Origin of the sequence: Pseudarthrobacter sp. B4EP4b, assembly GCF_006680095.1 — a bacterium.
In the GTDB taxonomy this organism is placed as follows: Bacteria; Actinomycetota; Actinomycetes; order Actinomycetales; family Micrococcaceae; genus Arthrobacter.
On record NZ_VHIJ01000002.1, the window covers coordinates 88709 to 110675 of the forward strand.

General features: G+C 64.1%; 24 protein-coding genes. 8 read left to right on the forward strand and 16 right to left on the reverse strand.

From position 1 onward, the window contains the following. The first annotated feature begins 127 nt into the window (after positions 1-127). Both FNL14_RS01295 and FNL14_RS01300 read left to right on the forward strand, forming a co-directional pair. On the forward strand, positions 128-742 hold the full coding sequence (locus FNL14_RS01295; RefSeq protein ID WP_142056982.1) for an LPXTG cell wall anchor domain-containing protein: 615 nt from the start codon (positions 128-130) through the stop codon (positions 740-742). Between the two features lie 245 nt (positions 743-987). Beyond that, entirely contained in the window at positions 988-1446 is a 459-nt protein-coding gene (locus FNL14_RS01300; RefSeq protein ID WP_142056984.1) for a VanZ family protein, read from the forward strand. A gap of 10 nt (positions 1447-1456) precedes the next feature. Here FNL14_RS01300 and galU read toward each other — a convergent pair whose 3' ends face one another. From galU to FNL14_RS01325, 5 genes are all read right to left on the reverse strand, one after another. Continuing rightward, positions 1457-2347, reverse strand: a complete 891-nt coding sequence (galU, locus tag FNL14_RS01305; RefSeq protein WP_142056986.1) for a UTP--glucose-1-phosphate uridylyltransferase GalU — start codon at positions 2345-2347, stop codon at positions 1457-1459. Between the two features lie 704 nt (positions 2348-3051). Next, positions 3052-3963, reverse strand: coding sequence for an NAD(P)-dependent oxidoreductase (locus tag FNL14_RS01310; protein WP_142056987.1), 912 nt, complete (start codon positions 3961-3963; stop codon positions 3052-3054). Between the two features lie 4 nt (positions 3964-3967). Further along, positions 3968-5887, reverse strand: coding sequence for a TRAP transporter large permease subunit (locus FNL14_RS01315; protein WP_142056989.1), 1920 nt, complete (start codon positions 5885-5887; stop codon positions 3968-3970). Between the two features lie 84 nt (positions 5888-5971). After that, entirely contained in the window at positions 5972-7006 is a 1035-nt protein-coding gene (locus tag FNL14_RS01320) for a DctP family TRAP transporter solute-binding subunit (RefSeq protein ID WP_091416689.1), read from the reverse strand. 91 nt (positions 7007-7097) lie between these two features. Then, positions 7098-8450 carry an NAD(P)H-dependent oxidoreductase gene (locus FNL14_RS01325; RefSeq protein ID WP_142056991.1) on the reverse strand — a complete coding sequence of 451 codons (1353 nt, stop codon included), beginning with the start codon at positions 8448-8450 and terminating at the stop codon, positions 7098-7100. A 230-nt stretch (positions 8451-8680) separates the two neighbouring features. Here FNL14_RS01325 and FNL14_RS01330 point away from each other — a divergent pair, with 230 nt between their 5' ends. The 3 genes from FNL14_RS01330 to FNL14_RS01340 are packed head-to-tail and all read left to right on the forward strand — an operon-like array spanning position 8681 to position 10548. Then, on the forward strand, positions 8681-9715 hold the full coding sequence (locus tag FNL14_RS01330) for a LacI family DNA-binding transcriptional regulator (protein WP_142056993.1): 1035 nt from the start codon (positions 8681-8683) through the stop codon (positions 9713-9715). 9 nt (positions 9716-9724) lie between these two features. Then, entirely contained in the window at positions 9725-10036 is a 312-nt protein-coding gene (locus FNL14_RS01335) for a putative quinol monooxygenase (protein ID WP_142056995.1), read from the forward strand. Next, entirely contained in the window at positions 10036-10548 is a 513-nt protein-coding gene (locus tag FNL14_RS01340) for a gluconokinase (protein ID WP_142056997.1), read from the forward strand. The genes FNL14_RS01335 and FNL14_RS01340 overlap by 1 nt, the downstream gene beginning before the upstream one ends. Before the next feature lie 133 nt (positions 10549-10681). Here the strand turns inward: FNL14_RS01340 and FNL14_RS01345 are convergent, their stop codons facing one another. The 7 genes from FNL14_RS01345 to FNL14_RS01375 form a co-directional block, all read right to left on the reverse strand. Further along, the gene (locus tag FNL14_RS01345) at positions 10682-11461 is read right to left on the reverse strand and encodes an enoyl-CoA hydratase/isomerase family protein (protein WP_142056999.1); all 780 of its coding nucleotides are present in this window, start codon (positions 11459-11461) and stop codon (positions 10682-10684) included. A gap of 29 nt (positions 11462-11490) precedes the next feature. Beyond that, a complete protein-coding gene (gene paaE, locus FNL14_RS01350) occupies positions 11491-12732 on the reverse strand; it encodes a 1,2-phenylacetyl-CoA epoxidase subunit PaaE (protein ID WP_142057001.1) in 1242 nt (413 codons plus the stop codon). Positions 12733-12741: 9 nt separating this feature from the next. Further along, on the reverse strand, positions 12742-13266 hold the full coding sequence (gene paaD, locus FNL14_RS01355) for a 1,2-phenylacetyl-CoA epoxidase subunit PaaD (RefSeq protein WP_142057114.1): 525 nt from the start codon (positions 13264-13266) through the stop codon (positions 12742-12744). 8 nt (positions 13267-13274) lie between these two features. Next, complete coding sequence (gene paaC / locus FNL14_RS01360) at positions 13275-14183, reverse strand: 1,2-phenylacetyl-CoA epoxidase subunit PaaC (protein WP_142057003.1); 909 nt, start codon at positions 14181-14183, stop codon at positions 13275-13277. Next, on the reverse strand, positions 14180-14647 hold the full coding sequence (gene paaB, locus FNL14_RS01365; protein ID WP_142057005.1) for a 1,2-phenylacetyl-CoA epoxidase subunit PaaB: 468 nt from the start codon (positions 14645-14647) through the stop codon (positions 14180-14182). Before paaB ends, paaC begins: the two co-directional genes overlap by 4 nt. Beyond that, positions 14644-15648 (reverse strand): 1,2-phenylacetyl-CoA epoxidase subunit PaaA, encoded by a 1005-nt coding sequence (gene paaA / locus FNL14_RS01370; RefSeq protein ID WP_142057007.1) that lies wholly within the window; start codon positions 15646-15648, stop codon positions 14644-14646. Before paaA ends, paaB begins: the two co-directional genes overlap by 4 nt. Before the next feature lie 227 nt (positions 15649-15875). After that, positions 15876-16679 carry a GAF domain-containing protein gene (locus FNL14_RS01375; protein ID WP_142057010.1) on the reverse strand — a complete coding sequence of 268 codons (804 nt, stop codon included), beginning with the start codon at positions 16677-16679 and terminating at the stop codon, positions 15876-15878. A gap of 544 nt (positions 16680-17223) precedes the next feature. Between FNL14_RS01375 and FNL14_RS23185 the strand changes: the two genes are divergently transcribed. Continuing rightward, positions 17224-17385 carry a hypothetical protein gene (locus FNL14_RS23185; protein WP_181762506.1) on the forward strand — a complete coding sequence of 54 codons (162 nt, stop codon included), beginning with the start codon at positions 17224-17226 and terminating at the stop codon, positions 17383-17385. Positions 17386-17412: 27 nt separating this feature from the next. Here FNL14_RS23185 and FNL14_RS01380 read toward each other — a convergent pair whose 3' ends face one another. Next, positions 17413-18108, reverse strand: a complete 696-nt coding sequence (locus FNL14_RS01380; protein WP_181762507.1) for a helicase associated domain-containing protein — start codon at positions 18106-18108, stop codon at positions 17413-17415. Between the two features lie 559 nt (positions 18109-18667). Between FNL14_RS01380 and FNL14_RS01385 the strand changes: the two genes are divergently transcribed. Continuing rightward, positions 18668-19042 carry a VOC family protein gene (locus tag FNL14_RS01385; protein ID WP_142057014.1) on the forward strand — a complete coding sequence of 125 codons (375 nt, stop codon included), beginning with the start codon at positions 18668-18670 and terminating at the stop codon, positions 19040-19042. A gap of 282 nt (positions 19043-19324) precedes the next feature. Here FNL14_RS01385 and FNL14_RS01390 read toward each other — a convergent pair whose 3' ends face one another. Continuing rightward, positions 19325-20110 (reverse strand): SDR family NAD(P)-dependent oxidoreductase, encoded by a 786-nt coding sequence (locus FNL14_RS01390; protein WP_255470665.1) that lies wholly within the window; start codon positions 20108-20110, stop codon positions 19325-19327. A gap of 96 nt (positions 20111-20206) precedes the next feature. Between FNL14_RS01390 and FNL14_RS01395 the strand changes: the two genes are divergently transcribed. Then, complete coding sequence (locus tag FNL14_RS01395; RefSeq protein WP_142057017.1) at positions 20207-20707, forward strand: MarR family winged helix-turn-helix transcriptional regulator; 501 nt, start codon at positions 20207-20209, stop codon at positions 20705-20707. Here the strand turns inward: FNL14_RS01395 and FNL14_RS01400 are convergent. Both FNL14_RS01400 and FNL14_RS01405 read right to left on the reverse strand, forming a co-directional pair. Then, positions 20704-21084 carry an STAS/SEC14 domain-containing protein gene (locus tag FNL14_RS01400; protein WP_142057019.1) on the reverse strand — a complete coding sequence of 127 codons (381 nt, stop codon included), beginning with the start codon at positions 21082-21084 and terminating at the stop codon, positions 20704-20706. The genes FNL14_RS01395 and FNL14_RS01400 overlap by 4 nt on opposite strands. A gap of 117 nt (positions 21085-21201) precedes the next feature. After that, on the reverse strand, positions 21202-21834 hold the full coding sequence (locus FNL14_RS01405) for a hypothetical protein (protein WP_255470661.1): 633 nt from the start codon (positions 21832-21834) through the stop codon (positions 21202-21204). Positions 21835-21967: the final 133 nt, after the last annotated feature.

Genomic DNA, 21967 nt, shown 5'->3' on the forward strand with positions numbered 1-21967 from the left:
AACTCCGTCGGGATGGTACCGTCTTTCTTGGGATATTTATCCGTAGTTCTGCACAGGGTCTCGTGCAGAGGGGACCTTTCCCCGAAATCGGGTATCAAAAAAATTAAACGTCTCCGGGGGGACACACATGAAGAAGACTTTTGCTGCACTCGCACTCGCAGGCTCCATTGCACTTATCGGCTCGGCTCCTGCCGTGGCCGCAACCTACCCGGCACTTCCGCCGCAGGCAGCCGTTTCTGACGGTGTTGTAGGCCCGGGTGAGACGTTTGTTTTCCGGGGCCAGGGCTTCCTCGCCGGAGAGCGGCTGATCATCCGTGTTACGCCGGGCCAGGCCCCTGCTTCCAACGGCGCCAACATTGCCGGTGGCCGGGCAGTGGCAGCACGCATCGCAGTTGTCGCAGAAGCGCAGGAGCTGTCCGCTACTGCTGACGCTCAGGGTGCCGTCGCACTGCCGATCGCCATCAATGAGCCCGGCACCTACTCCATCACCGCCACTGGCACCGAGTCCGGTGTGACCGTTGGCCCCGTCACCGTCACCGTGGCAGCTTCGCTCGCCAACACCGGCGGCTCCGTTGCCGGCAACACGGGCGGAGCTCCGCTTGCCAACACCGGCGGCCTGGCCAAGACCGGTGCCGACTCCGGGTTGGTCCTGTGGACCCTGGTTGGCGCTGGCGCCCTGGCCGCCGGTGCAACCTCTGTAGTGGTGGTTCGACGCCGCGCCAAGGCAGAGGCCGCTGCCTAACCGCAAGGCTTTTCAGCACCAACGAAGGTGGGTGCTTCTCCGATTTCGGAGAAGCACCCACCTTTTGCTTTGTGTGGTATCTATTTGATCTATGGGGAGACATTGGCGCAAAGCACCACGCAAGCTCGACATTTCCATTCCCCTCCCCCGCCAAAGGGTGCTGCACTACGTGCTTCTTCTCCTCCTAGCCGCGTCCGCCCTAGGGACGGCCGCCTTCGCCCTTCTACGGACCTCGTGAGGTCCACTTGAGGCTCCTCCAGAACTATCGCTTCTGGCGCACGGTACTGGTCGCCATGCTGATTCCCCTGACGCTCATTGCTTTTTGGCCCTCACCAGTTGATAAGCCTGTTTCAGGACAACTCACGGCGGTCCTGAACTTTCTCCACAGGCACGGCGTGCCGGGCTGGTTCAACTACAAATTTGTTGAAGCCTTCGCGAACGTTGTTCTTTTCATGCCGGTCGGTTTTGTAAGCGCACTTGCATTTCCCGCCAAACACTGGTGGCAAATTGGCGCCTTCGGACTGCTGATTTCGGGCTGTATAGAGCTTGGCCAACTGCTGTTTCTTCACGACCGCTTTGCAAGCCCGTCAGACATCGTGACAAACACGTCAGGAGCGGTCATAGGCGCCCTTCTGGCAGCCTTCGCTGTACAGACGCAGAAGAGGCCCGCTGCCTTGCGACAACGGGCCTCCAAGCAGCCATAAAACGTCGAGACTAGCCGACGAATCCCTTCATCCAGGTCTTCAGATCCTCGCCAAACTCAACGCGCTCTGAAGCAAGCGTGATAACGGCCTTGAGATAGCTCAGCTTGTCACCGGTGTCGAAGCGACGGCCCTTGAAGATCACACCGTAAACCCCTGAGCCTTCGCCCTCACCGGCGGCAAGCGTCTGCAGCGCGTCCGTCAGCTGGATCTCTCCGCCGCGGCCAGGCTCCGTCGTCTCAAGAATGCCGAAGACGGACGGGTGCAGTACGTAGCGGCCGATCACCGCCAGGTTGGACGGCGCCTCTCCCGTTGCAGGCTTCTCCACCAGGCTGTTGACGCGGACGTATTCCTCGCCTTCCACTGCGGTGATGTCTGCACAGCCGTATGCGCTGATCTGGGACGGATCTACTTCGATCAGGGCGATCACGGAACCGCCGGTCTTCTGCTGCACTTCCATCATGGTCGTGAGCAGGTCCTCGGCCTCGTCGATCAGGTCGTCACCCAGCAGCACGGCGAACGGCTCGTTGCCTACGTGCTGGCTGGCACACAGGACGGCGTGGCCCAGGCCCTTGGCCTCGCCCTGGCGGACGTAGTGAATGGGACCCAGCTCCGACGCGTACTGCACGGACTCCAGGCGTTCCTTGTCGCCCTTCAGCTCCAAGGCACGCTCCAGGCCCGGCTCGCGGTCAAAGTGGTCCTCAAGGGAGCGCTTGTTGCGCCCCGTGATCATCAGCAGGTCTGTGAGGCCGGACTTGACGGCTTCTTCGACGACGTACTGGATGGCCGGCCGGTCTACCACCGGCAACATTTCCTTCGGCATTGCCTTGGTGGCGGGCAGGAAGCGAGTCCCCAATCCGGCAGCAGGAATGACGGCTTTGGTTATTGCTTTCCCCGTAGTCATAGCTGAACCATACAAATCAGGGGCAGGCAAAGGCAATTTTCCGCTACCGGACTGCGGCTCCCGCTTCTTCGGGAATGCTCCGACCCCATCTCCCGGCCATGGGCAAAGGCACGGACCCTTTCGCCAGACTAGGAGCCGGACTCGTCCAAGAAGGTAGTCCCGCCTTCATCCGTCACCAACTGGTCCGATTCGCTCAGCACTGCCGACGCGGAACAGTCATCGCACCGGCCAACAAATTGATGGGGGCAGGCCGAGAGGTTGATGCCGTCCCCAGTGGATAATCTGGCTCGCATGGGATCCTGCCGTTCCTGGGTCGTTCCCGGCTTGCTGGGCGACTCAATGTTTTAGCCACCACGATCATGGTGCCGGCGAAAGGCTGGATGAGAGCCTTGGTGCGAAAGCCCTCTCCTCGCCGGCACTCCCAGTAAACAGCCAAGCCAAGCGGGAAACACGAGTAACCCATACCCGTTCCTTCAGGCCGACCGTACTTCCCCAAGCCCGGGAGAGGCGCTGCTACCCAAACCCCCTACGGTTTCGACAGGCTCAACCACCGGCAGTCCGCGCCGGCTCCCCCACCAGCTTTGGTTTCCGCAGGCTCAACCAACGGGCGGGTTGGTTTCGCTCCCCATCCGCACCCTTACCTCGCAAGCTCGGTCAGGGAACCCTGCGGGCGTGGGCCCGGCTCAACCACCGGACTATCGCGCTCAATGTGCGCGGATGGTGCGGTAAATCCCGGTATGGTCCAGGTCGCCGTCGCCTGCCGCCACCATGTCTTCGAAGGCGTTCTGCACGCAGGCCGCGAGCGGGAGCTTCAGTCCCGTCTGGCCGGCGATTTCCATGATGAAGCCCAGGTCCTTGAGCTGGTTCTTTGCGGATCCGCCGCCGTCAAAGTCCTGCTCCACCCACCGCCGTCCCTTTTGCGCCAGGACCTCGGAGTTCGCCAGGCCGCCGGCAAGAACGGCCTGGACCTTCTCCAGGTCCAGGTTGCTGCCTGCCGCCAGGGCCATCGCCTCGGCAAGTGCCGTAACAGTTGCCGCCACCACGATCTGGTTACAGGCCTTCACGGTTGACCCGGCACCGGTGTCCCCGAACCGCACCACTGTTGAGCTGTACAGCTCGAACAGCGGTGTCACCCGGTCCACGGCCTCCCGCGGGCCACCCGCCATGATGCTCAGCCGGGCTTCTTCAGCCCCGATGGTGCCGCCGCTCAAGGGGGCGTCCACCACCACCACGCCCCAGCTGCGCTGGCACTTGGCTGCGAAGTCAGCCACCGCCACGGGTGACACGGTCCCGTGGACCACCAGGATGGGGTGCTGTATTCCGGCGGCCCGCCAGCCCTCCAGCAGGCCGTCGCCGCCGTGGAGCAGGGCTTCCACCTGGGGCAGGTCGGGCAAAACGGTAAGGACGACGTCGCGTGCGGCCTCCGCCGGGGAGTCCGCCACGGTGCCTCCCCCGATGGCACGGGCCTTTTCCGGTGTCCGGTTCCACAGAGTCAGGGGAACTCCGTGCCTGAGGATGTTCCGTGCGATGGGGGCGCCCATCGGTCCGGTGCCCAGGAGGGCAACGGACGGATAGGTGCCGGGCAGCTGCTGCTGTTCCAGTCTGGGCGTCTGCATGGGCCTAGAAGGGGATGAGTCCGGCAAGGGCGGGCAGGAACGTGCTGAACCACGGGACGGCAGCGAGCACCAGCAGTCCGAGGAACACGGCGATCAGGTAGGGCCAGAAGTGTTTGAGGCTCCTCTCCACCGTCTCGTGCCCCGTGGCGCAGGCAACGTAGAAGCCGACGCCGGCGGGCGGGGCAAAGGAGCCGATGCCCATGGAGATGATCAGGACCATGGCGTACTGCACCGGGTTGACGCCGAAGTCGACGGCGATGGGCAGCAGCAGCGGCGCGAAGATCAGGACAGCGGGGAGGCCTTCGAGCAGCTGCCCCATGATCACCAGCAGCACGATGGTGAAGAGCATAAAGAGCAGCGGGGAATCGCCCAGCCCTGACATGAGGTCGTGGATCTGCTGCGAGACGCCGGCAACGGCAAGGGTCTGGGCCAGGGGCGAGGCCGCGGCGATGATGAACAGCACCATGCCCGCCGTCGTGGTGGTTTCCCGCAGTGTGTCACCCAGCAGCTTCCTGCTGCCGCGCCGGTAGGCCGCGGCGAGGATGAACGCGTAGGCCACTGCCACCGAGGACACTTCGGTGGGGGTGGCGAAGCCGCTGAGGATGCCGACCACCATGCCCACCGGGAGCAGCAGGGTGGGGATGGCGAAGAACGTCGCTGTGCCGCGGGCCCGCCACGTGGCCTTCGGGCTGGCCACGCCGCCCTGCTTCTTGGCCCGCAGGAAGACCAGCGCCATGACCACCAGGGCCAGGAAGGCCGCCGGAACGAAGCCGGCCAGGAAGAGCGTGGTAGTGGAGATGGTGGTGATGGAGCCGAGGATGAGCAGCACGATGCTCGGCGGAATGGTTTCACCCATGATCGCGGAGGCGGACAGCACGGCCACCACTTCCCCGCGCGGGTACTTCCGCTCTTCGAGCATGCCGCGCATGGTGGTGCCCACAGCCGCGACGTCTGCCACCTTTGAACCGGAGATGCCAGAGAAGATGTACATGGTGACCACCACCACCTGGAGGAGACCACCACGGAGGTGTCCGATGAGGGCGTCCACGAGCCGTGCCAGCGGAAGGGTCAGCCCGGCCGAGTTCATCACGGTTCCGGCGAGGATGAAGAAGGGGATGGCCAGCAGGACGAAGCCTTTGGCCCCGGATGCCATACCGATGGGGATGGCACTGATTTCGGAGATGCCGCCCAGGTACAGGTAGATTCCGGAGGCCAGCGCCAGGACGAAGGCGATGGGCAGGCCGAGGAACAGCAGGATGAACAAGACTGCCAGGACCACCGCGAGGAGTGCGTTGGGGGACGCGTAGTAGAACAGCGGCTGGGCCATGGCCACGAGGGCAAAGAGGACAGCGGTAATGCCCGCGGCCACCAGTACGGGCCGGCGTTCCTGGCGCCACAGTTTCAGCAGGGCAAACCAGGCAATGAGGACCATGCCGAGCGAGAAGGGCAGTGAGACCCAGAAGACGGGCAGCTGCAGGATGGGTGTCTTCTCTTCGATCTGCTGGACCAGGGTGGGAACAAAGAGGGCGAAGGTGCCGGCGCTCATCACCAGGACAAGCCAGTCCACGAGGGCCGCCAGGTAGGGCTTCCAGCCCACGGGGAGCCGCATGATGAGGGCCTGGACGGACATGTGCGCGCCCTTGGGGTACGCGATGGCCCCGCCGATGAAAGCGATGGTCAGGAGTGCGATTTCGGAGACTTCCTGCGTCCACAGGACGGAGTCGCCGGTGATGACCCTGATCATGATGTTCAGCAGGATGACCACGAGCTCTGCGATGATGGCCGCACCCACCACACCTTCGAGGGCCTTATCGAACCACAGTGCGCCGCTCCAGCGCGGCGGGACGTGATCGTGGTGGAGGATTTCTTCCGCGTCTGAGGGGATGACCTCCTCTATTTCCTCGGGGGTATTGATGTGTTTCATGTGTCTTCTTCCGGACTGTCGACGTTGAGAGTGGGATGCGGTGGGCGGGGTCCGGGGAGCGGTGGGCTCCCCGGACCGCGCGTGCTACTTGCTGGCGTTGAAGGCGACTGCCTGGTCGAAGAACTCTTTGCCGATCAGGTTCGAGAACTCCGGGTAGAGGCTCTTGGAGGCGGCCTTGAACTCTTCGAGGCCGGCGGCGCTGACCTCGTTGGCCTGCATGCCCTTGGCCTTCAGCTCGTCCAGCTGCTTCTTGGACTGCTCCTCGTCGTAGCCGGTCTTGTACGTTGCCGTCTCTTCCGAGGCCTCGGTGACGGCCTTCTTCTGGTCCTCGGACAGGCTGTCCCACTTCTTGGAGGACAGCGCCAGGACCCAGGCGTCGTTGATGTGGTTGGTCAGGGAGACGTACTTCTGGACCTCGGAGAACTTGTTGGTCCACGGTACTTCGATGGGGTTTTCCTGCCCGTCGATGGTGCCGGTCTGCAGGCCGGTGAAGACCTCGGAGAACGCCATGGTGGTGGGGCTGGCGCCGAGCTTGGTGAAGTAGTCAGTCCACAAGGTGTTGCCGGGGACGCGGATTTTCAGGCCCTTCAGGTCCGAAGGCTGCTGGATGGGCCGGACCGAGTTGGTGATTTCCCGGCCGGTGCGGGTCAGGAAGCTGAGCGCAACGGTGTCCTTTTCTTTGAGCTTGTCCTTCAGTTCCTTGCCGGGCTCACCGTTCAGGAAGGCTGCCTCCTCCTTGGTGTCCTTGAAGAGGTAGGGGATGCTGATGGCATTCATCTCCGGCACCACCGACGCGTACACCGACGTCGAGAGGATCAGGGCGTCCAGGGACCCTCCCTGCAGACGGGTGACGGCAGCGTTCTGGTCGCCGCTGAAGCTTGTTCCGTTAGGAACCACCGTGACGGTCACGGAACCATTGGATGACTTTTTGACCTGGTCCGCAAAGTGCTGTGCGGAGACGCCCACGGAAGAGGTGAGCGGATCCGGGATGGAGAGCTGGATCTTGGCGGGCGGAGCGCCAGTCCCGCCGGCGGGAGCTCCGGAGGCGCAGCCGGCGAGGACTGAGGCTGCCAGGGTGCAGGCGAGCACCCCGGTGAGGGCGCGGGTCTTGGAATTCATGTGAAGCCTTTCTTCGTTGGAAGGAGTCTTGTTCCGGAGGCGTGAACGCTGTCTGAGGTCCATTGCCGCGCCCGGGGCAGTGCGTGGATGGTTAGGCGGTGACTGCGGTTTCCGAGACGAGGGCTTCGGTTTCCCTGCGGAGCTCAAGGGCCTGTGCCAGGGAGTCGTCCATGATCACATCGTCCCAGCCGACGATTCCGCCCTTGGGGACGTCGTTGCGCAGTTCCACGTGGTGGGCCAAGGCCACGGGCAGTGCGCCTGTGGCGACTGAGTGCTTTGCCGAAACCAACTGGCCCCAGACGGTGTACCCGCCTTCGCCGTCGAGGAACTCGCCTGCCTTGAGGTCCTTCTTGGCGGTAGCAACGACGTCGCCGAAGAACCCGATGGGGGCACCGGTGGCAACCCCGCGCAGGACGGCGTTGGCGATGGACATGTTCAGTTCCAGGCCCACGTAGTGGTAGGGACGGTAGAGCGCCGCGTACTGGCCGGTGGGGTCCGGGTGCCAGGGGTACTCGTTGAAGCAGCCGGAGACGTAATCGTTCGTGGCCTTGACCACCACGAACACGCCTTCCTGGGTGTTGTGGGGGATCCAGGTGCCGTCGCGCTTGACGCTGGACATGACCTCCACGCTGCCTTCATGGGCGAGGACTCCCCCGACGTCGGCCGGGCGGCAGATGGTGGCGATCTCCTCGACGTCCCCCGGAGTGAAGGTCAGCCCGGAGTCAGAAGGCACCAGTCCGGCGCCGTTGGCCACGGCCGCCATCTCGATGGAGGCCTTGGTGCCGTCGCGGAAGGAGGTGTGCATGTTGGGGTTCAGCTGGCCGGAATCGGTCAGTTCCTTGGAGAACTCCCAGTTCTCCCACACGTTGTCCGGGTTCATCTCGTGGTAGTGCTCAAGGAATTTTGCGCCCTTGCCGGCACAGACGACGTCGAAGCCGCTGGTGCGTGCCCAGTCCACCAGTTCCATGATCAGTGCGGGCTGGTCGCCGTAGGCCATGGAGTAGACGACGCCGGCAGCTTCAGCGCGCCGGGCCAGGGCCGGGCCGGCCAGTGCGTCTGCCTCGACGGTGACCATGATGATGTGCTTTTTGGTTTCGATGGCGCGCAGGGCGTGCTTCACCCCGACGATCGGGTTGCCTGTTGCTTCGACAATGATGTCGATGTCCACATCGAACAGCTCATCTGCGTTGGCCACGATGGCCGTTGAGCGGTCCCGCAGCGCGGTGGCGATGTCCGGAGCGATCTGGTCCTTGGGCCATCCCACCAGGTCAAAAGCGCCTTCAGCACGCTTGACGTTGATATCGGCGATCGCCACCACATGGATTCCGGGGATGTTGTTCGCCTGGGCCAGGTACATGGTGCCGTAGCGGCCGGCTCCAATGAGTCCGACCCGGATGGGGCGGCCATCTTGCTCGCGGTCGCTCAGAAGCTTGTGAAGGTTCATGGGGATCTCTCTGCTTGCGTTCAGCGCGGAAGCATCCTCCACCGGGACTTGGCGGAGCAACTTCTTCGTCGCTAACTGGAATTCTCGAACCGGAGTGGAACCGGTTCCACATTTGTACCAGTCGGTGTTAGGCTGTGTCAACAATCACTTCGCAAGGCAAAAAGGTCTGCCGGATACGGCGGACCGGAGCAGATGCGGGGACCGCTACACGATTTGAAAGAGGAGGAGCAATGAAGAAGCCCCCAACAATTCGCGATGTCGCAGCGGCGGCGGGCGTCTCAGTCTCCGTCGTATCCCGCGTCCTGAACCCGGAGTCGGGGCCGGTAGCTCCGGCAAAGCGCGAAACGGTGCTGAGAGTCATCGAGGAATTGGCGTACCGGCCGCGCGCCGCCGCCCGCGAGTTGAGCGTGGGGAGCACACCCACGGTGGGTCTTGTGGTGGCGGACCTCGCCAACCCGTTCTTTGCCCAGCTCGCGGACCGCATCGTCTGGGAGGCCCGCAGCCACGGCGTGCAGGTGATGGTCATGACCACACAGGAGGACCCCCACCTCGAAGCCGATTCCCTGGACACCCTCCTGGACCGTTCCGTTGCCGGAGTCATCGCCACGCCCACGGGCGCGAACATTGAAAAGTGGGCGCGCCTCCAATCCATGGGCGTGGACGTGGTCTTCGTGGACCGCACCATCCCCGAACTGGGGAACGTCGACGTCGTAAGCATTGCGAACACAGACTCCGCCCGGCGCGCCACCGAATACCTGCTCAGCCTGGGGCACAAGCGCATCGGCCTCATTTCCGGGCCTGTCACCACGTCCACGGGGCGGGCAAGGATCCAGGGCTACCAGAGCGCCCACGAGGCCTACTCGGTGAGTGTCGATCCCCAGCTGATACGCGATGTGCCGTTCCGGGGAGACGGCGGAGGTGACGCCGTGGGGTCCCTCCTGGGCCTCCCCGACCGTCCCACCGGCCTCATCGTGGCCAACACGGCCCAGGTGCAGAGCTCCGTCCGGCGCTTGATCCAGCGGGGTGTGCAAATACCCGAGGATCTCTCGGTCATAGTCTTTGACGACAATCCATGGACCGAGCTGACAACGCCTCCGCTCAGCGTGATCCGCCAGCCCATCGACATGCTCGCAGTCCATTCACTGGAACTGGTACTGGGGCGCATGCAGGGCAAACTCCCTTCCACCCCGCGCGTCATCGAAGTCAACGCAGACTTTGTCCCGCGCAGCAGCTGCTCCCCGCTCCTCCTGACACCCAGCCGATAAGGAAACACCATGACTGTTATTGTTACCGCCATCTTCACCCCCAAGGACGGGGCGTTCGACGACGTAGTGGCCGCCCTCTCCCCCGCCATTGCCGAAGTACACGACGAGCCCGGCTGCGAGCTCTATGCCATCCATGAGGCACCCAACGGCCAGATCGTCATGATCGAAAAGTGGGAATCCGCGGAACTGCTGGACGCCCACGGCGCAGGGGAACCCGTCAAGCGCCTGAACGCCTCCCTCGAAGGCCTCCTGCAGGGCCCTGTTGAGGTCACCCGGCTCGCGCAGATCCCGGCAGGAACACCGCATCAGGGCACCCTCTGATGAAGCCCGTCATTGTTGTGATGGGTGTGTCCGGCGCAGGGAAATCGACAGTGGGCGCGGCGCTTGCCGAACGCCTGGGCGCTGCCTTCGTCGACTCCGACTCGCTGCACCCGAAAGCGAACGTCGAGAAGATGGCCGCCGGGACGCCGCTGACGGATGAGGACCGGTGGCCCTGGCTCGATCTGGTGGGGGCTGAGCTGGCTTCAGACCACGCTGATGGGATTGTGGTTGCCTGCTCCGCCCTGAAGCGCGCCTACCGGGACGCCATCAGGGCCAAAGCGCCCTCGGCGGTGTTCGTTCAACTCCAGGTGGAGCTTCCGCTCCTGCAAGAGCGTGTTGCCCGGCGGCCCGGGCACTTCATGCCCGCTTCACTGCTGACGTCCCAGCTGGAAACGCTGGAGCCGCTTGAAGCGGACGAGGCAGGACTAACGGTGTCCACCCAGGAAGGAATCGAGGCGACTGCCGATGCGATCGTCGCGCAGCTTCGCGCCCCTGCGGCAGTCGCGTCCTGAAGCAGCGCTGCCTTGCGTCTCTAGGGTGGGTGGGGTGGCCGCCCGTCGGCTACCCCGCCTGCTTTGGTTTCGCTCCCCACCCGCACCTTACCTCGCAAGCTCGGCCACGGAACCCTACGGGCGTGGGCCCGGCTCAACCGCCGAACTGCGGCTCGCGCTTTTCCTGGAACGCCCTGAAACCCTCGGCGTAATCGTCGGTTTTGCAGAGCCGTGCCTGCTCGGTGTTTTCCTCGGCCATGGCTTCCCACAGGCCCAGGCGCTGGTCGCGGATGTGCGCCACCAGCTCCTTGCTGGCGGTGAAGGCACCGGTGGCGCCGCGGGCCACCTTGGCCACGATGGCCCGGGTGGTCTCCAACAGCTCGTCGGCCGGCATGGCACGGCTGAACAGGCCCTGCGCCACCGCCTCGGTGCCGCTGATCAGCTCGGCCGTGTAGATCAGGTCCAGCGTCCGGTGCATGCCCAGCCGCTCCGTGAAGTACCAGTGCCCGCCCGAATCCAGCGTGGCGCCCAGCTTGGCGAAGGGCGAGCCGAACTTCGCGTTCTCCGCCACGTACACCACGTCCGTAGCCAGCAGCAGCCCCAGCCCCACGCCCAGGCAGGCCCCGTGGGCGGCAGCGAACGTGGGAGCCGGGAACGTGCTCATCTTCTTCAGCAGCGGCTCCACCAGCCCGCTGAGGTACGTCGCGGCATCGTCATTCTCCGGGTTCACGCCCTGGATGTCCCGCCCCGCGCAGAAGGCGCGGCCCTCTCCCCTGAGCAGCAGCGCCCGCACGTCACCGCGTGAGGCGGCGGCAGCAGCGTCGTCGTACGCCTGGGACAACTCCGCCAGCGCCTGCTCATCCAGCGAGTTCAGCTTGTGCGGGGCGTCCAGGACCACTTCGGCGACGTTGTTGCTGATGGAGAGGGAAATCATGGAACTCCTTGGTTGAGACGGGTCGCTGTTTACACGTCGAAGTCGACGGTGACTTCCTTGCTGGTGGGGTGGCTCTGGCAGGTCAGGACGTAGCCCTTGTCCAGCTCATCCTGCTCCAGCGCGTAGTTTTCGTCCATGGTCACGCTGCCGGTGACCACCTTGGCGCGGCACGTGCCGCACACTCCCCCGGCGCACGCGAACGGCACATCCGGGCGGACCCGCAGCGCGGCGTTGAGGATGGACTCGCGGGCGTGGGTGGGGCTGGCCACCTCGCCCTGCAGGCCGTCCAGCTTGAACGTGATCTTGTACGTCTCCTTGGACTCGTCCACCACCACGGGCCGGCCCGCATGCCCCTCCGGCTTATCAGGCTTGCCGGAGGTAAACAGCTCGAACCTGATGTTCTCCGGCTTCACCCCGCGCTCGGCCAGGGTGTCCCGGCACAGCTGCACCAGCTCGAACGGCCCGCACAGGAACCACTCGTCCACATCGTCCGCGTGGATGGCGGTGCCCAGCAGCTGCTGGAGCTTCTCGGCGTCGATCCTTCCGCTGAGCAGCGGCGCGATCCGCTGCTCGCGGGACAGCACGTGGTGGATGGCCAGCCGCTGCGGGTACTTGTCCTTCAGGTCCGCCAGCTCCTCCAGGAACATCACGTCCATGGCGGCCTTGTTGGCGTAGATCAGATCGAACCGGCACTGCGGGTTGGCGGCCAGCAGCGTCCGGGCGATGGCGATCACCGGGGTGATCCCGCTGCCGGCGGCGATGGCCACAAAGTTCGCCTCCCCCTGCCCGGCAACGTCCCCGGCGAGCTCCTCCGGGTTGTTCATGGAGTTCATCCGGTTCTGCTCCACGGCCTGGCCGTCCTTGCCGTGCCTGGACACGAACGCGCCCATGGGGCTCATCACGTCCAGCGTGTCCCCGGCCTTCAGCTCGGCGTTGGCCCAGGTGGAGAACAGCCCGCCCAGGTCCTTCTTCACGGCCACGCGGATCTCGCTGCTGCCATCCGCGAAGCTGCGCGGCTCGGCGCAGATGGAGTAGCTGCGGCGCACCTCTTTTGGCACCCCGGTTTCGTCCGGCAGCTTGGTGCGCAGGGCCACGTACTGGCCCGGCAGGTAGTCGAACTGGCCGGCGAGTTCCTGGGGCACGTGGAAGGCCACCTCGATGGCGTCCTCGGTGAGCCGGCGCACCTCCTTCACGGCGAGCGTGTGGAAGGACGGACGACGGCGGCCGGTGGCCTGCGCCGATTCGGCGGCGGTCTGGCGGACAACAGGCATGGGGCTTCCTTACAGCACTTTAAAGTAGTCGAACGGTTCCTTGCAGTCCTGGCACACATAGAGCGCCTTGCAGGAGGTGGAGCCGAAGCGGGTGAGCTCTTTGGTGTTCAGGCTGGCGCACTGCGGGCACTTGACCGCCATGGTCAGGCGGATTGGGCCAGCGTGCCTTTGTGCCGTGGACATGCCCGACGGCGGGGCGATGCCGTATTCCTGCAGCTTCGCCTTGCCTGCCTCCGTCATCCAGTCCGTGGTCCAGGCCGGGGCGAGGACCAGGTCAACCTGGACGTCCTCGTAGCCCTCTTTGGCGAAGGCTGCTTTGAGGTCGTCGCGGATGGCGTCCATGGCGGGGCAGCCCGAGTAGGTGGGGGTGATGGTGACGGTGACTTTTCCTGTTTCCGCCACCTGCACGTTCCGCAGGATGCCCAGGTCCTCGATGGTGAGCACAGGGATCTCCGGATCGCACACGGTGGCGGCGATGTCCCACGCCTTCTGCCGCGGCGTCCGGGTCCGGGTTTCGAAGTCCGAGATGTACATGGCCGCGGTCACCAGTTTGCTCCGGGATGCTCGCGGGCCAGCACCTGCATCTCGGCCAGGAGGTAGCCCAGGTGCTCGGAGTGCTTGCCCCTTCTGCCACCGCCAGGCGCTGCGGGCACGTCCGGCACCTCGAGCTCGGCTTCGGCGAGGACTTCGCCGGTGAGCCGGTCGAAGTCCTCGCGCAGGCTGGACGGCGCGACGGCGGCACCCGCCTCGACGAGGCGCTGCGTCAGGTCATCGTCCTGGAACAGTTCGTGGACGTACGGCCACATCAGGCGCAGGCCGTGGATCATCCTGGTGCGTGATTCTTCGGTGCCGCCGGCCAGGCGGAGGATCCACTGGGCGCTGTGGTCCCGGTGGTAGTCCACTTCCTTCACGGCCTTGGCGGCGATGGCGGCCAGGGTTTCATCGCTTGATGCCGTCAGCCGGCGGTACAGCTCGAACTGGTAGTAGCTCACGATGAACTGGCGGGCGATGGTCACCGCGAAGTCACCGTTGGGCTGCTCGAACAGCTGGACGCTGCGGAACTCGTGCTCGCGGCGGAAGTACGCTAGGTCATCCTCACTCTTGTCCCAGGCGCCGCCGGCGTAGCTGAGGAAGCTCCGGGCGTGGCCCAGCTGGTCCAGGGCGATGTTGCCCAGGGCCACGTCCTCCTCCAGCTCGGGGGCGCGGGAGATCCAGTGGCCCAGGCGCTGGGCGAGGATCAGGGCATCGTCGCCCAGGCGGAGGGCGTACTCGGCGACGTCTTCGCTTGGTTTGGCGAGGCCGGTGCGGACCTCGAGGGCGATGTCCTCCGGGCGCAGGGCATTGCCGGGGGTGATGCGGGTGGCGGAGGCGTTGGAGTCGCCGCCGGCTACTCCGGTGGAGATGTCGCCGTGGCCGGTTGTCTCGGTTGCTTCGGGGGCTTGGGGGCTCACAGGTGCTTTACCCCTTCGCTCTTGGTGTAGTACGTGGCGTGCCGGTAGTCCTTGCCCTGGGGCGACTCGAAGAACGAGCCCTTGGCATCGGGGTCACTGGCGGCGATGGCGTCGGCCGGCACCACCCAGATGGAGACGCCCTCGTTGCGGCGGGTGTAGAGGTCGCGGGCGTTGCGCAGGGCCATGGCGGCATCCGGTGCGTGCAGGCTGCCTGCATGCACGTGGCTCAAACCGCGGCTCGACCGGACAAAGACCTCCCACAGGCCCCACGCGCCGCGGTCTGCGTGGTTGACGGCGGGCTGGATCGAGGGAACCTGGTTCTCCGAGGCCGGGGTTGTTGCGGCGGCCTTGGTCTCGGTGGCGGCTGCCTCCGGGGTGGGGGCGCCGGCCGGAACCTGCTCCGCGCCGCGGATCACTTCACTGGCCGAACTTGCGGGGACTTCCGGGTTGCCGTGGGGGCTCATGCTGCGTATTCCTTCGTCGTCATTGACTGCTTTGCCTGCTGTTTTGCTGCATAAGCCGCAGCTGCCTCGCGGACCCAGGCGCCGTCGTCGTGCGCTTCCCTGCGGCGCTCAAGGCGCTGCGCGTTGCAGGGGCCGCGGCCGGCGAGCACTTCCTGGAACTCGTGCCAGTCCAGCGGGCCGTGCTCCCACTTCCTGGTGTCCTCGTTGTAGCGGACCTGGTCATCGGGGAGGGTGAGGCCCAGGACCCGGACCTGTTCCACCATCATGCCCACGAAGCGGCTGCGAAGTTCATCGTTGCTGAAGCGCTTGATGTTCCAGGCCATGGACTGCTTGGAGTTGGGCGAATCGTCATCCGGCGGGCCGAACATCATCAGGGCCGGGGCGTACCAGCGGTTCACGGCGTCCTGGGCCATCTGCTTCTGCTCGGGGGTGCCGTTGGAGAGTTCGAGGAGGATCTCGAAGCCCTGGCGCTGGTGGAAGGATTCTTCCTTGCAGATGCGTACCATGGCGCGGCCGTAGGGTCCGTAGGAGGCGCGGCACAGCGGGACCTGGTTGCAGATGGCGGCGCCGTCCACCAGCCAGCCGATGGCACCCATGTCCGCCCAGGTCAAAGCCGGGTAGTTGAAGATGGACGAGTAGCGGGCCTTGCCGGCGATGAGGTCTTCCATCATCTTGTCCCGGGTCTGGCCCAGGGTCTCGGCGGCGCTGTAGAGGTAGAGCCCGTGGCCGGCCTCGTCCTGGACCTTGGCCATGAGGATGGCCTTGCGCTTCAGGCTGGGGGCGCGGGAGATCCAGTTGGCCTCCGGCTGCATGCCGATGATCTCGGAGTGCGCGTGCTGGGAGATCTGCCGCAGCAGCGTCTTGCGGTAGGCCGCCGGCATCCAGTCCTTGGGCTCGATGCGTGAATCCTCGGCCATGACGCGGTCAAAGTTGGCCTGGCCTGCCGCCTCATCTTCCGGGGATAGCTCAGCTGGCACTGACTGCAAGTTCTGCGCTGCCATGGTTGCTCCTATGCAAAGACCTTCTGGGACGTGCCGAATTATTTACCGACCGTTCGTTCAGGATATGCGGAAGCGCAGAAGCCCGTCAAGCGTCACACCAGTTCCACCAGCCAAAGCAGGCAGCGCGAAGGGACGCTCCTATGTCTGTCAGACGGCTGGAAACGGGCGCGGCCGGGCAGTTACATGCGCGCTGGCGCGCGACCCACGGACCTGGGTTCCGAAATGCTCTAGCGTCGTACGTTAATGCGGCTCTGGACGACGGCGGCAAGAGCCCTGAGTACCTGTTGTTCGGAGACAGGAAATTCCCGGGGCTCCTGGTCGATGATGCACAGGCTTCCGATGTTCCAGCCGCGCGGACCGTGTAAGGGAAAGCCAGCGTAGAAACGGATAAAGGGCTCACCGACCACAAGCGGGTTAGAAGCGAACCGGTCATCGGCGTGTGTGTCGTTGATGACAAGCATCGCATTCCCCTCGACCGTCCTAGTGCAGAGCGCGATCTCCCGGGGCGTTTCCTCCCGTAAAGGGCCCACCGCTGACTTCAGGAACTGGGTGTCTTTTGCGATGAGGGACAGGGACGCCGTGCTCACGCCAAAGAATTCCTTGGCGGCGACGACCACCCTGTCATAGATCTCCTCCGCCCCCGAGTCCATCAGACCCGTATCGTGCAGCGACTGCAGCCGTTCCGCCTCTGCCCGCTCAGGGCTGAGCAGAGTCCGTCCGGCGGCTCCCAGCGCCGCCAAAATATCTTCGTCATCGACCTCTTGAGTATCGGAGGAATGTCCGGCATTGCCCCGGCTCGTCCCGGTTGCAACTGTCGGGCTACTGCCCTTGTCGAATCCATCGGCCCCCGCGCCGATATCGACGTGACGTTCAGGCTCCGGCAGGGATAGGGCCCCATGGAGGTAGGCGGACAATTCAAACTCCGAAAACTGACGCCGCCCGAAATAAACCGGCCAGGCAATTGTGGGGTCCAGACCAGCAAGAACCATGAGAGCAAGTTCCCGTCGTCGGCGCTCGGCCTCTTCATCCACACTGACCACCTCCTACCCCGGCATCCCTTGAGCGGAACTGCCGTTCGCCGTTACAAGCCATATTGATAAGTGTACTTACTAATATGTCGTGCGAACACCCAGACCGACCGGCAGCGTAAAGGGCTCAATTTCAATCTCCACCGCACGTCATCAACGATCTGGTGCCACGTCTGCGTTGGCCGCGGCGCACTGCCCACTTGCTGGCACCCGCACGGCAGCGGAGGCAGGGCTGGCTCCTGAAGCGTTCCTGAGACCAGGAGCCAGCCCCTTGCGGAGCCCCCGGTGAAGGCTAAAAGAACCTCTCCCCAGCGAGGTAGAACACCGCTACTGCAGATACTTCTTTACCTGAGCGCTTTCGACAAGAGCAAAGGCCCCACCAATTTTGCGAGGAGTCCCTGAGACAGGGTGCACGGGCGACTGTAAAAGCTGATCCTGATTCGGCCTGGGCTCACTTGATGGTCTTGCCGGATTTAGGGAGCAGAAGCAAGGATTGGTTATGAGGGACGTGCGACTGGCAGCCAGAATTCTGCTCCAGGAGAGATCTGTGGCTTTGATCGATGTCTGGATCCTGTACTGGAACAACGGCGGGCGCTGCCATCCCGTTGAATTCGATGCCATCATTCATGGTGCGTTGCCGGGTGCCTGGTTTGATACGGAAGCTCTCGGCTTTGCACTGGATGAGTTAATGCTGGAAACCAGCGGCTGATCGGACTCCCTGCCGGGGAGTCTCAGTCTAGGGGGCAGCCGCTGGCCTCCACCCTGGTAGCAGCTCATCCAACCTTCCCAGACGTTCCGGGTACAGCGTGCCCTTCTTCAGTGCGTACCGCTGAACTGCCAGCCACTTGCCCAGCGTGTATGCCTCAGATGATGCGGATGCGCCCATGGTTGGAAGCCTGCCGTAACTCTGCAGGTGGTCCACGATTTCTTCCAACCGGCTGTTCCAACGTTCGGTGTCACCGGAGGGGCGCTGGCGCCAGCCAGGCAGCGCGTTGTTCAACTTGGCTAGGCGTTCCTCATGCTGGCGGTCCCGGCTTGCAGCTTGCCGGTACAGCCAGTTAGCCAGGCTTCGCTCGGCAAAGTCAGGAGACTCGCTCGATGGCCACCTGCCGTGACCGGTCTTGAATCGAACGACACGGGCAAGCATCTGATCCCAGCCGGGACGCAGCCTGTAGGGCGAGCTCCACCCGGGCAGCGCCCTTTCCAACTTCTCAAACTTTTCCGGCAGGAGTAGCCCGTTCCGCAAGCTGGCCTTCTGATGCCGGAGCCAGAAAGCTAGCATTCGCTCGCCCGGGTCTTCGCCGGACTGGGAGGGAACCCGGTTGCGCTCCTTGACGAAGCTAACGTACTTATCGAGCTGTTCGTCCCAATCACGGCGAGGAACCATATCGGGGTCTCGGCCTGAGGCCCCCACGGATTCCAATTTCTCCACTTCCTGGTTCCTGCCTTTTCGTGGATGCGTCAGGACTCGTTGCCCAGACGAGTCCATCTTTTCGAGTTCGCTCGATGTCGTCTAGGCAGCAGGTCGTTCTGCCACTTCCCCGGCGTGGGGGCGGAGGCCATCATTAGAGGTACAGAGCGCTGCGATTTGAATCGGAGGCTGCCATGATCCAGGCCCTGCTGTGCAAGCTGAACATTCGGCACGAATGGCATCTCGAACATGCCGAAGACGGCGGCGTTTATAGACGCTGTCGCCGATGCGGCAAGGATGACGATCAACGCGGCGAAGGGACACGGGGCGACTACAGTGCCTGGGTAGGGCCGACAATAGGGTAAGGCCAGCCGTTCCCCACCTACATGACTTCCCCAGCGGATTGCGGAGTTCTGGCTAGCACTGCTCCTCGGTGTCTGCAGGAGAGCGTCCTCCATCCTTGCCCACGCTGCAAGGCACTGTACGGGACCTCCGCCCCGGGACAGGAAGACGCGGCGGGTCTCGTATGTGTCATGAGCCCCGCAGGGCGTTGCGCGGACGAATATGGTACATAGGCAGCATGGAAATTCGTCGGGCGATGCCTGTGATCAAGACAGGCGACCCGGCCCAGTCGCGGGCGTTTTACGAGGGCTTCCTTGGTTTCCGTGTCGTCATGGACGAAGACGGCATGCTCATGCTCGCATCCACGAGCACGCCAACGACGCAGATCATCCTCGCCTGGGAAAGCTCATCTGCGGTCGACCCTGAACTGCTTGGGGTCGACGTGTCAATCGAGGTTGCTGACGTCGACGACGCGCACAAGCGGGCCGTGACCGACGGGTTGGATATCGTGCGCGAACTGCGGGATGAACCTTGGGGGATTCGGCGATTCTTCCTCCGCGACCCGAGTGGCCGCACCATCAATGTTGCGAGCCACATCGCCCGCCGTCCCTGATCAATGTTCCGCCCGGCCCGCCGCTGAGACAGGGGACCACTGAACTCGGCCTTTTTGTTTTTCGAGTCACGCGACGGGCAGAACAACTGGCAGCAACACTGCCAGGTTGTCCTAGACCAGCCACGAAAAGAGTCACAGTCATTATGAGCCGTCAAAACGACACTTGGCGCTGCCTACTTTTCCCGAGCTCCGCCCCCCCTCCCAGACGCGCGCTCACGTCTGGCTGCCTTTTCGGGAACGCCACATTACCTGGGCCCCTTTCCCGGAAGCCCCATCACCGAATCAGAGGATGGTGGTCAGCACTCCCCCATCAGCACGTAAGGCGGCTCCGTTCGTCGCAGAGGACAGCGGGCTCGAAAGGTAGACGGCGAGGTTCGCGATTTCGTCCGGCTCGATGAAGCGCTCGAGCAGAGACGTCCGGTTCTCGGCGATGATCGCCGCCTTCAGATCTTCGATAGATAGTTGCTGCGCCTGGGCGATGCTGCCCACGGTGCCGGCCACGCCGTCGGAGTAGGTTGGGCCGCCAAGGATGGTGTTGACCGTTACGCCGGTCCCGCGGGTTAGTTTGGCGAGCCCGTTGCTCAATGCGAGCATGCCCGCTTTGGTCACGCCATAGTGCGCCATGTCAGCGGGTACATTCACTCCTGATTCGCTTCCTACGAAGACGATCCGGCCCCAGCCGGCGCGGAGCATTCCGGGCAGCAGCTCCCGCGACAGCCGGACTCCACTCATCAGGTTGACGTGAAAATAGCGCAACCAGTCCTCATCGGGTATTTCCGCGAAGGGCTTCAGCTCGAAGAGACCGACGTTGTTAATGAGGATGTCGACGCCGCCGAGCGACGCGAGCAGCCGCTGCACCTGGGCGGCGTCCGCGAAGTCCGCCGCTATACCCGCCACGTCTCCGCCGGGCACTTCGGCTTGGAGGTTCTTCACTGCTTGCTTGACCCGGCTTTCGTCGCGGCCGTTGACAACCACGGCGACGCCCTCCCGGAGCAGCGCCTTGGCGATCGAATATCCGATCCCTTGCGTTGAGCCGCTGATGAAGGCGCGTTTGTTTGTCAATTGCATATCCATGGCGGTACGAACCTCTCGTTTTGCTTGCTCAGGAAAGTAAAACTAGTGCCAAGTTACTTGCCCAGTCAAGCAACCTTGTATTCTGTACGAATGAGTGATTCCACTGCCCCCGCCCATCTTGCAGGTGATGACCTCGCCACGTGGGCGGCCCTTGCGACGGTACTGGAGTGGTTGCCGCCTGCCCTCGACGCGCCGCTGGTCCGCGATTTCGACCTCACTCACTTTGAGTACGGCATCCTGTTCGCACTGGCAGACGCGCCCGACCGCACGCTGAGGATGACCGTTTTGGCCACCTATTCCAATTCCTCGCTCTCGCGGCTGTCTCGGGCCGTTTCGCGGATTGAGGCTCGCGGGTTGGTGATACGCACTCGCGACCCCAAGGACGGGCGGTCCACCCTGGCCACCTTGACCGAGGCCGGGCTGGACATGTTGGTAGAGGCCACTCCCGTGCAGAGTCACACGGTCACCAAATTGGTCCTTGAACCTCTCACAAAAGCCCAACGCGGTCAGCTGCACGAAATCAGCGTGCGGATCCAGCGGGCCATCCGGGAGCAGGAGGGCTGGCAGCCGGCGCGCCCGGGTCGCGGCTAGTTATCCTTGGCGCGATTGCTGCTGCGGCGAAGCCAGCTCATGGCTTTCCTGATGGAGGTGAAATACGCCACCGGACATGGCAACGGGCTAATTCGCAGAACAAACAGTGCGATGACGTAATCGACCGGAGACGAACCTAAAAGCGCGATCTTTGAAACGCTTGGTGAAGGGGGCACTTTTCGGGCAGGTCGGGTGAACGTAACCCCTTCAACATCGACGAGCAGGGGAAGACTGCGTCCCTGACTTAGCGCCTCGATCGCGGCATTGGCTCCATGCGCCTCCTCCGGCCCAATGGCGTGGCCGGACCTCCACCGAAGCCTGAGGATCCCGTCAGCGAGCTCAAGGGTGCCTTTGTCAGTGATCTCAATGTTGTGCATTGGTCCTCGTCACGCTGGTTCCGCCCCCAAACACGACCGTAGTGCATCATGTCCCCGCGGCGCTGGCCCCGCCCCAGCAGGAATACGATGAGTCGGCTCCCGGGCACGCCTTACCGTTCAGGCACCAGTCCAGCGGCGCAGCGTGCTGTTGACAAGGCCGATCAGGACTGCGGTCCACCAGCAGGCCTGCGAAACGGTGAGTGCGACCATGAGCCGAAGACGCAGGCGGCGGGTCAGCTCGCTGAAGCGCGTGTGGGGCGGGAGCGCCAGCAACTGGTGCATGGCCGGTGCGATGCTGAGGCCATTGAGCATCAGTACCAGCACGCAAACGAGTTTGACCACGGTGACCGGGTTGGTCAGGTCCGGGTCGATCAGGGCGCCGGACGCGAGCAACAGGGCCAGGCCGCCCCAGATCAGCGGTTTGGCAGCGGCCTCGAGCTTCCCTGACGCGTGCATTTCCACCTTGCCGAGCAGCCACAGCAATCCCAGCCAATCGACCACGAGGATGGTGCCAAAAGACAGGACGAGCGCCAGGATATGGCCTGCGAGCCCAAACCGGTGCAGTACGGGTCCGCAGTCCACGTGGTGCCCGACGAGCACCGAAGCCAGCCATCCGGCCGTGCACAGCAGACCCAGCAGGAGCAGCCGCTGGATTTGGCGGCGCGTCAGCGGTTCCGGGGGGACCGCCGGCTCCAGCGCTGATGTATCGGGCTGCGAGGGGCCGGGGCGGACCTGGGCCTCGGCTATCACTGGGCGGACCCGGCAGCTGGATGCTGCCCTGCCGGGAAGCACAAAAAGGGCATGAAAGAAGTCATGGAGATCCTCGGGGGAAGGAAGTTGGCGATTTCCGGCAAATTACAGCAGGGGAAATTTTCGGCCGCGG